This window comes from Bradyrhizobium sp. CCBAU 51627 (assembly GCF_028128765.1).
GTDB lineage: Bacteria > Pseudomonadota > Alphaproteobacteria > Rhizobiales > Xanthobacteraceae > Bradyrhizobium.
The window spans coordinates 76,405-88,308 of record NZ_LBJG01000021.1; the positions used below are offsets into that span (position 1 = coordinate 76,405).

The 11,904-nt window shown below is 56.8% G+C and carries 8 protein-coding genes and 1 pseudogene; 8 read left to right on the plus strand and 1 reads right to left on the minus strand.

The features are described from left to right. Nucleotides 1–296: 296 nt before the first annotated feature. Complete coding sequence (locus XH88_RS10925; RefSeq protein WP_271615363.1) at nucleotides 297–1,286, minus strand: heparin lyase I family protein; 990 nt, start codon at nucleotides 1,284–1,286, stop codon at nucleotides 297–299. Nucleotides 1,287–2,031: 745 nt separating this feature from the next. On the opposite strand from XH88_RS10925, the gene XH88_RS10930 reads away from it, so the two are divergent. The 8 genes and pseudogenes from XH88_RS10930 to XH88_RS10965 all read left to right on the plus strand — a co-directional run. After that, nucleotides 2,032–2,631, plus strand: a complete 600-nt coding sequence (locus XH88_RS10930) for a hypothetical protein (RefSeq protein WP_271615364.1) — start codon at nucleotides 2,032–2,034, stop codon at nucleotides 2,629–2,631. A 124-nt stretch (nucleotides 2,632–2,755) separates the two neighbouring features. Beyond that, nucleotides 2,756–4,300, plus strand: a complete 1,545-nt coding sequence (murJ, locus tag XH88_RS10935) for a murein biosynthesis integral membrane protein MurJ (protein WP_271615365.1) — start codon at nucleotides 2,756–2,758, stop codon at nucleotides 4,298–4,300. Nucleotides 4,301–4,465: 165 nt separating this feature from the next. Continuing rightward, nucleotides 4,466–5,209 (plus strand): FkbM family methyltransferase, encoded by a 744-nt coding sequence (locus XH88_RS10940; RefSeq protein WP_271615366.1) that lies wholly within the window; start codon nucleotides 4,466–4,468, stop codon nucleotides 5,207–5,209. A gap of 384 nt (nucleotides 5,210–5,593) precedes the next feature. Beyond that, complete coding sequence (locus tag XH88_RS10945) at nucleotides 5,594–6,412, plus strand: class I SAM-dependent methyltransferase (RefSeq protein ID WP_271615374.1); 819 nt, start codon at nucleotides 5,594–5,596, stop codon at nucleotides 6,410–6,412. A 308-nt stretch (nucleotides 6,413–6,720) separates the two neighbouring features. Next, a complete protein-coding gene (asnB, locus tag XH88_RS10950) occupies nucleotides 6,721–8,706 on the plus strand; it encodes an asparagine synthase (glutamine-hydrolyzing) (protein WP_271615367.1) in 1,986 nt (661 codons plus the stop codon). 39 nt (nucleotides 8,707–8,745) lie between these two features. After that, nucleotides 8,746–9,897 (plus strand): glycosyltransferase family 4 protein, encoded by a 1,152-nt coding sequence (locus XH88_RS10955; RefSeq protein ID WP_271615368.1) that lies wholly within the window; start codon nucleotides 8,746–8,748, stop codon nucleotides 9,895–9,897. A gap of 80 nt (nucleotides 9,898–9,977) precedes the next feature. Beyond that, complete coding sequence (locus XH88_RS10960; protein WP_271615369.1) at nucleotides 9,978–11,384, plus strand: O-antigen ligase family protein; 1,407 nt, start codon at nucleotides 9,978–9,980, stop codon at nucleotides 11,382–11,384. Between the two features lie 253 nt (nucleotides 11,385–11,637). Continuing rightward, a pseudogene (locus XH88_RS10965) lies at nucleotides 11,638–11,826 on the plus strand (IS66 family transposase); the annotation flags it as partial. Nucleotides 11,827–11,904 lie beyond the last annotated feature (78 nt).

Below are 11,904 nucleotides of genomic sequence, written 5' to 3' on the forward strand. Positions count from 1 at the left end.
ATATTCGTCCCATATGCGGACCCTTCAGGGTTACCCCTGTCGGTTCCTGCCCCTCATGCAAGCGGGCGGAGCGCGGGCAGTCACAATGATCTATCGTCGACCGTGATGCCGAAGCGCGCAAGCATTTCTTGCTCGAGCGGCTCGCCATGTCTGCACCGAGTGACACGCACTCAACGTTCCACTCGGTCGATCGCCTGTTGATCCAGCCGCGCCAGCTGATAAAAGTTCAGCGGGTTCTAGCGTGACCGGATTTGCGCGCGCTAGCGAGGTCGTGTTGCCAGTGAAGCTGTGCGCCGTCAGTCAGGTCGTCGTGACGAGACAGGCGTTGACGACCCGATTGTTAAGGTCAAACCTCGGTAACGGACGGCGCTCGTCTCGGCCGCTCTCGAGCGATAGATGCCATATTCCCAATAGGTGCCCTGCCCAAAGCCCAAAGGACCCTGATAGTTCACAACCTGCTTACCGTTGATCCAGACGTCCAGGTACCCGCCGCCGCTGTTGGAAAAATTGGTTCGAACGCGAATGTCGTTGTAGACGCCGGTCTGAATCGGATTCGGGTCGGTCCAGAGGGTGAGCATATGGAGAGCGGATGAGGAATTGCGGGGATTCCCACCGGGCGGAACATAGCGGGTGACAATTTGAAGACGGTCGCCGTCCATCTGGACCGCGAACGGCGGTGAGGTTGGTACGCCGCTCGCGCCATCATCGTTGTGCATCTGACCAACGACAAAGAAGCCGTTCGAGTGGTTCTGCGTGTTGACGAAGGTCCCGCGGGAGTTGGCCTCCACCATGAACTGGTAGTCTATGACAATCGGAGTACCGGCCGGGATCACTGCACCCCAGTTGGTCTTGACGCCGGTCGAGTCATTTTGGATTTCGGAGCGATCAACGCCAGAACCATCACCACCGGGTGCCCAATTGTCGCCCTTATGGACCTCGAACCGCAGGGTCTGCGGGTCGGGGTTGGTTATGCTATAGCTCTTGCCCGCCGTCTCAATTTGGTAGACGTCGCCACCAATAAGAAATGTTGGCGACTCAGCCGAAAACGACGTAATCGACGGAGCAACTGTTCTAGTTCCATCTACAGGCTGCGACGCGGCGCTCGTATGGTCTGCCGTGTTGCTATAGGTGCCAGCAGAGTCGTGAGTATCGCCTGAAAGGCTCTGGGCCAGCAAATTCCACGAACTACTTGCGTCCGCTATCCTCATATCTAGGGATGTCGATCCATTAGAGATGTTCGCGATGCTGCCAGCCAGCGCGAAGATAAGGGCCGTCATTTTTGTCATTGCTAGGCGCCTTGTCCGTAATTCGAATTGTAGTCCGAGCAAGATTGCAGCAACGCTCTATTGTGAAAGTCGATCAGCGTACTGCCGCATAAACACGTAGCCACCGGTAAAGGGCTCATTCAAATCCCGATACAGTTTTCGACTGAGCCAATCGAAGGAAAATAAGGGCTACCACCAGGCATAAGCCCCGAGGAATGTATGGCGATGTGCAGAATGCGAGGCAGCACGTGCGCGCCGGGAGCGTCACGCGTCGTGGCCGGACCCGAAAGACTAGCGCCTGCGTGACGAGTGCACCGTCCGCCGTCGGCGCGGGATCGCTGGCTTGATGGGCTCGCGACGCCGCGAGCGCCGGCGTGCTGCAATAGGATGTCCAAATAGGATCCGCGCGGGCAAAAGGCTCCCCAGTCCCCCAGTCGCTTCGTATTGAGCGGGTGCGTGCGGCCCTTTACCAGAGACTGTTACGCAAATGAGCCACGGCCTCCCGCCTTGCGGCGGACGTCACCAGCTTTTTGCAGCCACATCCGTTGGCATGGTCAGTGTGCATGGCGTCTGCCAGTAGCGCCTTCGTCTTCGCGTCCTTGTGCTCAAGCGCCGTCAGCCATGGCGTCGCGGTCGCCGCACCCGCCTCCTGTTCCCGCAAGAGACCAAACCTCGTAGGTAACCCCTATTATCCGCCAGAACGGCTTCGGGAGTCCTGAACACCTGATATGCATTTGGCTATGCTCATTTTGGTCGGCTACGAAGCATGGACTTCGCCGCGGGAAGAAATCACTCGCGTCGTGCAAACCGCTGCAGCTTATATTTTATGCGGCTGACTTATCGTCGCTTCTTCAATATCGGTGACCGGATCGATTACGCAGCAAGACCCATGTGGAAATCTCGCGGTATCAGGCATGACCTTGGAAGATGCGATCGTCGGCACGTGCGCGAGCACTTCTTCTTTGCTCCACTCTGCAGGAAGTACGAAAGTATGCTGGAGGAGGCCGCACGCAGGAGGCGCGCGTGCGGAGGTCTCCGATTCGACAGCCAGTTGGTCCGCATGCAATTAAAGCATTCGGTACCCCTTGCGATGGCCTGCGGTTCTTTCGCCTTGCGCGCGCAGGCCGGTCAATGGGCCGTAGCAGCGAACTTTCCGGGCGCGGCCGTTGAGCTCATCTCGATTGCATCGGCGGTCATGGCTGTCGGTACGTTGACCGGCCAGCCTCTAGGTAACGCGTTTCTGTCCGACATCAGGTCCCCGGTAGGCGAGGGCAACGTTGACGGCGCCCGCAAGCTGATATCGGACGCCCGTGTGGTGGCCAATGCGGAGCATCTGCCGAAATGCGTCAATCCGCGCTTCATGTGACTTCGCTCGCACGCGAGGCTGTTGCAGCACAGAAGGTTTATGAGACAGTTTGAGCATGAGTACATCCACAAACGTTCGGGAAATAGCTAGCCCGCCCGATGGCGCGCCCAAAAGCCAGGGGACCATGATTCACGCTGGCCGCGCCATTTCGGTCGTGTTCTATGTCACCGTCGCCGCCCGGCTTCTCGGCATCGTCAGCCAGGTGCTGACGGCTTCGGCCTTTGGCACTGGCCCAACCATGGACGCGTATACGGTTGCGCTGATCGTGCCCACAACCATTTCTGGCATCTTGACCGCGGCGGTAGGCGCGGCATTGATTCCGGTCTTTGTGGAATACCGTGAGAACAACGGCGAGGCGGAGTCCATGCGCTTACTTTGGGCAGCGATGACGCTGGGGACGCTGATTGCGCTGGTGGTGACAGTGGCGCTGGTCGCGGGCGCGCCACTGGTGGTGACGGTCTTCGCGCGGCAGATGGATGCCCCAACGCAGACGCTGGCGGTCATCCTCCTGCGCTTCCTGATGCCCGTGCTTTTGCTGCAAGTGCTGGTGACGCTGATTGGCTCTGTTCTGAATGCCTATGGGCGATTCGCTCTGCCATCGCTGGCTCCCGTTACGATTGCGCTGAGCACCATCGCGTTTCTCCTGTTTGCGCGTTCCTGGGGCATCTATGCCCTGGGCTGGGCCACGATTGTGGGTTATTCGCTGAATTTCTTGCTGCTAGTCGTGGCCTATCTGCGCATGGGGCTGTGCTTTCGTTTCGATTTTTCCTGGCGGCATCCGGGCATTCAGCGCATTGCCGCGCTTTCCGCGCCCATGCTGATTGGGGCGCTGCTGGTCAACGGCAACAATCTGGTCGATCAGTTTATGGCGTCGCTCTTGCCGCCGGGCAGCATTGCCTCGCTCAGCTACGCGATCAAGCTGGTGGATATGCCCTCGGGGACCATCTATACGGCGCTCTCCACGGCGCTCTTGCCGATCTTCGCGCTGCAAGTAGCCCGCCGCGAATTTGCGCTCCTAACCACCACCTTCCGACAGGTCGTCATTTTTTCCGCAATCATCCTCTTGCCCGCTGGCGCGCTGCTGAGTTCGTTGTCGCGCCCGGCGGTGGAGATTTTCTATCACCATGGCAATTTTAGCGCGCAGGCCACCGATCTGGTGGCGTCGGCCGTGATGTTTCTCGCGCCGAATATATTCATCATGACCTACGGCTTTATCAACGGACGGATCTATAACGCCCTGCAAGATAATCGCACGCTGCGCAACGTCGCCGTGCTTTCGCTGGTGCTCAACGCCGTCTTTGACTATCTGCTGATGCAAATCTGGGGTGTGGCAGGCATAGCGCTCGCTACCACGCTGACGTATCTCATTGGCGCGCTGACGCTGCTGCTCATTCTTAACAAACGACTGCAAGGGCTGCGCCTGCCGCAGCTTGGCTTTTCGCTGGCCAAAACCGCGGTAGCGGCGGCGTTCCTGTGGTGCGCTGTGCTGGCGATGCTGCCCCAGGCGGCTGCACTGCCGCAGCTGATACAGATCGTCTTGCTGAGCGCCGCGGGCCTCGTGATCTATGTTGCGCTGCTCCTGGCCTTGCGCGTGCCAGAGGTCAGCGAGCTCTGGGCCATATTGTGCAGTCGACTGCCCTGGGGCCGCGTGCGGGCAGAGCCCGCATAGGCCGCAGATGTACGTATCGATGTTTGCGTCCTCCGCGAGCAAGGAAGAACTTCCATGAGTGTACAAGCGGCTAGCGCCCCACCCAAAAGCCTTAGCTTGGCAGACCTGGTCAGGCAGGCGCGTGGTATGGTCCATGTCGTCAGGCGAACACGTTCGTGGACCTGCATGCGCCTCTTCTGGTTGGGCGAGCGCAACCCTCGCCGCGTCCCCGGCGCGTTTCGCTTTCCCTTCGGACCTGTGCGCTATATGGACGCCAAGGTGATGCTGTCGCTCTATCGTGAGATTTTCCTGGACCGTGGCTATGAAGTCGCCGGATTAGGCGACGCGCCCGTGATCCTTGATTGCGGCGGGAACATTGGCATGAGTGTGATCTGGTTCAAGCAGCGCTATCCGCGTGCCCGCATCACCGTCTTTGAGGCCGACCCGCAAACAGCCGACCTTCTGGAAGAGAATGTGCGCGTGCTCGAACTCACCTCCGTCACGGTGGTTCGCGCCGCCGTTAGCGATGTCGCTGGCAAAGTATCGTTTGTGCCTGAGGGATCGCTGGGCGGCCATGTCGGCGATGGACCAGGGGTTCTCGTGGAGGCGGTGCGTTTAAGTGACCTGATTACCGAGCCGGTGGATTATCTCAAGGTCGATATTGAGGGCAGCGAATTTGGCGTGCTCAAAGACCTGTGCGCCACAGGCAAAATGGGGTTGGTCAAATATCTTTCGTGCGAATTGCACTGCAATCCTGGTGTGCAAGACCAGGTGGCGGAACTGTGGACGGCGCTTTCGCAAGCAGGCTTCCGCATCACGGTTAGCAACGCGAGGGTGGATGCTGAACTGCCAGGGCCACCGGTGCCCACGCCGTTTTCGTCGGCACCAAGCGCCAAATATCTTGTCTGGCTCTATGCCTGGCGTGTGTAGGGTTTTGCCACGAGCGAAGAAGAGGACGTTGTTCGGCTTAGTTGGGATGGCGACACGTTGACTGCAACCTAGAGCTTCCCTGCTTACGCCTAGCCAGTGCCGATCTGTTGGTTTGGACTGCTGGTGCTCGAGAATGGGTAATCCGAAAGGGTCGAGCCATGGACCGGTCCAAATAGTATGGTGCTAAGTGTGAGTGTGATGCCATGCGTTGACGTTCCCTCATTGGGGAGCTCTTTTCAAGCATGTGTGCAATTTCCGGAATTTAGGAGCGTAATGGTTGCAGCCTGCAAGATCTGAAGAGGCGGGCGTCTGGAATGCTGGCTTGCTCAACCAAACTGCGCTGTCGTCCGGCCCGTGCGTCAGGAGGAGTGGGTAGTGAGTAGCATGGTTCAAGAAGAGGGACAGAGATTCGAGTTTGGGAATAACTGGCACCACTTCATTCAAAAGAATTTCGGACCCGAGAGGGTGCGGATTTCCAAGAAGCACCTTCTCGACTTCATCGAACGGGACGACCTCAAGGGGCTAACGTTCCTCGATATTGGATGCGGAAGCGGACTTCACTCCGTTGCCGCCCTAGAGGCAGGCGCAGTATCCGTTCGTGGCTTTGACTATGATGCGAATTCGGTCACTACGAGCCGATACGTCCAGGCTCAGGTAGGCAATCCCTCAAATTGGACCGTCGAGCAAGGCTCCGTTCTTGACGATACGTTCGTGAAGAACTTGGGGGCATACGACTTGGTCTATTCGTGGGGAGTTCTGCATCACACGGGAGACGTCTGGCATGCAATTCGCAATGCCGCAGCGTGTGTTAGGCCCGGTGGTATGTTTTATATCGCTCTCTATTCAGCGGATGTTCAAGTCAATCCGCCACCGGAATTTTGGCTCGACGTCAAGCAAAAGTATGTTATGGCGGGATGGCTGAAGAGACGCTACATGGATCTTTGGTACGTCTGGCGTTTTCAGCTGCGCTATAATCCGCTGCGGCTACCTCTGTTCCTGTGGAGGATGCACGAATACAAAAAGAGTCGCGGCATGAATATGTTTACGGACGTTCGTGATTGGCTTGGCGGTTGGCCGATGGAATTTGTCTATGACAAAGATGCCGTTTCCTTTTGCAAAGAGCTTGGTTTCAGCTTGCAAAGGATGGTGACAGGTGAGGCAAACACGGAGTTTCTGTTCATAAGGTCGGCCTCGCCTAAGTGAGGGCGCGCGATTTCGGGGCGCCCGTGCGGCCCTCGATCCGGGCGACAGTTCAACCTATTCGATCGAGTGGTCGACTTCATTCCCAAGAGCGCTCAGCTTGGCTGCTCGCTCGTATTCTTTGGCGAACACGCGGCTTGGGCGCGAGCTCCGGGGCCGTTCGGCCGTGAACTGCCGCTCTGGGCTTCTGGTGATCGAGGATGGGTAGTCCGAAAGGGTCGAGCGGCGGACCGGTTCAAAATACTATGCTGCTAGCCTGTGAGCTTGGATGCCATGCGTTGACGTCCTCTCATTAGGGAGCTCTTTCAAGCATGTGCGGAATTTCCGGTATTTGGGAGCGCAATGGTTGCAGCCTGCAAGATCTGAAAAGGCGTGCGTCCGCAATGACGCAAATCTTGAGTCACCGCGGACCGGACGACAGCGGAGTTTGGTTGAGCGAGCAAGCCAGCATTGCCTTCGGGCAGTGTCGCCTGGCAATTATCGACTTGTCCTCGATGGGACATCAACCGATGGTCTCGGCCAACGGCCGTTATACAATTACGTTCAACGGTGAAGTCTATAATTTCCGAGAACTGAAGTCCGAATTGGAGCGTTGCGGAGTCCGGTTTCGTGGGCATTCAGATACAGAAGTTATCGTCGAAGGATTCGCCCAATGGGGCGTCAAATCGACCATCGCCCGCTTGAACGGGATGTTCGCAATTGCGGCGTGGGACGCCGCAGAGCGTCAACTGTTCTTAACTCGTGATCGAATGGGCGAAAAGCCGCTCTATTGGGCGATTTTCGATGGATTAGTCTTGTTCGGATCAGAACTGAAGTCGCTGCGCGTTCATCCCGGTTGGAAGCCAAGCCTCAATCGTGGAGCGATCGCCGCCTTTCTTCGGCATGGTTATGTGCCGGGTCCATTCACGATCTATGAAGGTGTCTACAAACTGCCGCCCGCCGGGTTCGTCAAAATTGCGAGCGGCGGCGGCCCCGAAGTGGGCGCGTACTGGGATCTGGCCGGTGTTGTTTCGCAGGGGCAGCGAAATACGCTGCAAGCCGACGAAGAGGGGCTGGTCGATGAGCTCGAAGCGTTGCTGCATGATGCAGTATCGCGCCGCATGGTGGCGGATGTTCCGCTTGGCGCCTTTCTGTCGGGTGGCTACGACTCATCAACTGTCGTCGCACTGATGCAGAAAGCTTCTCTGAGACCAGTCAGGACATTTACTATCAGCTTTGAGAACCCGGAATTTGATGAAGCGAAACACGCCGAGGCTGTCGCGCGACATCTCGGGACCGACCATACAACGTTTCCCGTTAGCGGCGCCGACGCTCTCGATGTGGTGCCGAAGTTGGCCGAGATGTATGATGAGCCATTCGCCGACCCCTCCCAGATCCCGACCCATATTGTTTCCGCCTTGACGCGACAACGCGTCAAGGTGGCTCTGTCGGGCGATGGTGGAGACGAATTGTTTTCGGGGTACAGTCGGTATCAATGGGCGCAGAAGGTTTGGCGACCGAATGCGACGATGCCTCTTGCGCTCCGCCGCCTCGCGTCGTCAAGCATTCGCGCCGTGCCGCCTAGTACGTTCGATAGGATCGCGCGCTATGTACCCTACTTTCGGCGCGTGCCACGGGTCGGCCAAAAGGCCCATCGATTGGCGCAAATTCTTTCACTTCCATCGATCGATTCCATGTACCATCAAATTATTGCTTCGCACCATCCGAACCCAGACAGTCTTGTAAATGAGGCACAAGAGGTGCGGACGGCCTGCTGGGGCCAAAACCTCGATGTCCTCTTGCCAAGTCCGGTGGACCGTATGCGCTACCTGGACATGTGCACGTACTTGCCCGATGACATCCTAACCAAGGTTGATCGGGCCTCTATGGCTGTCGCTCTTGAGGTGCGTGTTCCGCTCCTCGACCATTGCCTGGTTGAATGGGTCTGGAAGCTACCACCAATTCAGAACGCGCGTGCCCCGCGCCCCAAACATTTGCTCCGGCGTGTTCTTGCCCGCCATGTGCCCGATCATTTGGTCGAGCGCCCGAAAATGGGGTTCGGGGTTCCGCTCGCAGATTGGTTGCGCGGTCCGTTACGAGACTGGGCGGAAGACCTGATGAGCGAAAACTGTCTGATCGCCGGTGATGTTCTTGACGTCGAGGGCATTCGCTCGCTCTGGACCGAATTCTTGACCGGAGACAATGAGCGGTATTTCCTCATTTGGAATGTTTTGATGTTTCAGGCGTGGCATCTTCGATGGGGCGAAGCGTCGGTGGCGGACACCGGAACGAGGCGCTTGGCATCCCTTTTGAATTGAAGATATGTCGATGCGGTCCCACTAGGCTCGGGGTGTCAGGTGCGAATTCTCTCGATAGATTTTTCCATTCCCCATCTATTGAAGGATGATGACTATCCCATCGGCGGCTGGGCCGTCCAACTTTCGATATGGTTTCGCGCGCTTGAAAACGCCGGTCACGAAGCTGCTCTGCTTACCTGGAAGGGTGCTTTGGCCCATGTAGGTTCGGGCCAGAAAATCAAGCTTATCGAAACCTATGATCCCGCGCACGGGGTGCGGATTGCGAAGTATTTCTACTCATATATCCCAAAAACATTGGCAGCCGCCCGTGCCTATCATCCAGATATTATGATCCAAGGCGTATGTGGGGTCCATACCGCCATCATGGCTTTTGTCGCCGGCCGACTAGGGATTCCATTCGTTCACCGCGTTGTCAGTGACATGAACGTCGATGAACGATGCAAAGCCGGGCTTCGATTTTATGAATGGTTAGCTTATTCTTGGGCTCGGCATCGAACAGCCGCATTTCTCTGTCAGAATGAGTATCAACGCGAAAAATTGGCTGCACTTTTTCCGGGCAAGCCTATACACGTCCTTCATAATGCCGTTGTCGTGGCAGAGGACGCGCCCGCTCCTTTGCCGCGCGCAGAACGCAGATATGTCGCCTGGCTTGGTGTCTTCCGCGATGGAAAGAACCTGCCATTGCTTTTTCGAATCGCGCAGGAATTTCCAGCCGTAAAATTCCGCGTGGCAGGGATGCCAGAGCGAGAGGTTGATCAAGCGACGCTGGACGCCGTCGATGGCCTGCGCCATCTGCCAAACGTGGAGCTGGTTGGACATGTCCGGCGGGCAGACGTTCAACAATTTCTATCAGAAGCGACGATGCTTCTCTGCACATCGGATGTCGAGGGCTTCTCGAACGTGTTCCTGGAAGCTCTCGCCGCTGGCACACCTGTTGTGACGCGGCGGCAAGTCGATCCGGACTCGTTCGTCGTGCGTCATAATCTTGGCGCATCGGCTGAGGACGAGTTGGCACTTTCCAAATCCGTGAAAACATTCTGGGACATGAGTGCTAATGAATACGACGCGGTCGCTCGACGATGTCAGACTTATGTTAGGGCCAATCACTCGCCGACAGCAAAAGCTCGCGAGTTAATTGCGGCCTTGACGCCCCTTCTCGCCCAGTCAAAACGCCCAGGGCAACCACTTTGAATTGATTTACTCAGGGTGGACGCCATACGGCGAGACTAGGTGTTGAGAGTTCATTGGACGGTGAGGTCCGTAGGCCCACAATGACTGCATCTTTGACGCACAACGGCCGAGAACCTTATCATCTGACGTTGCCGCATTCGGTCGCGCAAGCCGGAACAGTTTTCTTTCTGTTGTTTGTGTTTATGTGGCCCTTCCAGGGCGCACTATTTCTAACGGACAACTTGTTCGACATCCAAGGGTTTAAACCCTTCAACTTATTATCAGCAGTAGTCTTGGCTTATCTGATGTTCGACACTGCGCCACTACACGCGACCGACAAAATCGAACGAAGATCCATCAGAATCTTTCTCCTGTACTTCGCAACGTTTGCCATCGCTCTCATTCGATCAGTTCCAAATGCGCCCCTCTTGCATAGTCGCTTCCCTGGCGTTCCAGGGTCCTACGTTGACTTCGTACTGTCGGCTTGCATTGTGCCAGCCTTCTACACTCTCTCCTTCCTGTTTATCCTTAGGCGCATGTGCTCCTTTCGAGAGCTCGAGAGGATCACGACGGTGATCTGCCTTTCGATACTGTTGCTATCAATCGCTTTTATAGCGGTCGTGCTGATGAATCCGTCCGTTCTGCTTTCCGGTCACGCGGGCGGAATGACCGATAGCGACCGGGACGAAATGGCCCTGTTGTGCATTGTGTATTTTGGAAATCATTACAATGTGATTGGAACGATGTTCATTTCCACTGTGCCGTTGTTGCTCTATCGTGCTCTTACACGCGGCGCTCTCTGGATCGCGCCCCTATGTCTGTCGCTTCTGGCGGTTCTTCTCCTCTATTCACGAACAGCGCTTGTCGCAGTAGCAGCTTCGTGTTTCCTGTTCCTGATCCTGCGGCGCAGGTTTGGCATTTTGGTTTTCGGTGCTGTGGCGGCTGGCGTCGCATCGTTGGTGTGGGGCGGGGGGCCAACCGTTGAGGCCCTTCTTTCGATCGGATTTGGCAGCGGTTCTGTCGTCTCGGCCGATGCCTTGCTGACCGGCCGAGTTGAATACATTTGGCGTCCTCTGCTGGAGGAGTGGACGAGCGATATCGGCCTGTTCCTGTTTGGCGCCGGTCGCTACGGAATAGGGACGAGCCAACTTTGGAATACGGGAACCCTGCTAGAGAAAACCGTAGCGCATAATGCGATTATCGAATTCTTTCTTGATTGCGGGGTGATTTTAACTGGTGTTGCCCTAATGTTCCTTATGGCTGGAACAGTTACCGCCTGGCGAGTTGGGCGAAGGTTGAATAGTGACCTATATTGGGCTCTGTTCGCGAGCATGTTCGGTTGTGGGATTAGTATGGCAACCATGAGCGCCATCTTTCCAACAATAGAAAACATGTATGCATTTCCGATCATAGCGATGATGATCAACGTGGCGCGGTTGCGCTATCTGGATGCCTATCGCGATCGACCCAAGACGATTCAAAAGGTTGAAGAAATCGTTGCGAGGTAAGTCTATGCGTCGTCCACGCAGCCGATGGTGTTCGATTATAGCTCCTGGTGATTTGTCCCAGGGGAGCCACCGGTTACGCTCCAGCGAAGGCTGCCTTGTGGAGTGCGAGCGTAGAGTGAAGACATAGGCGTATGACCGACCATCACGCCCTCATCGAACCCACTGGCTTGGCGAGCCGATTGTAGGCGGCCGAGCTCTCGACCGGCGAGATGCCACAGTCGATCCTCGCGGGCGACGAAAAAAGCGTGACGTCGCCAAGTATGGCCTACACCTGCCGCTCCATCGTCAGAGCGAGGTCTACCAGCGTGAAGGCATCGACCTCGACGTATCGACGCTCGCGGACTGGGTAGGTGCCTCCGCGGCAACCCTGATGCCTCTGGTAGATGCGATCCGGAGCCACGTCTTCGCAGCCGAGCGCATCCACGCGGATGACAGTGTGCTGCAGAAGCACACAGAAAGGATGATCGAGATGGTCTGAGAATCTGTGTGCATAAGCTGCGGTAGCGATGAGGGCAGGCCC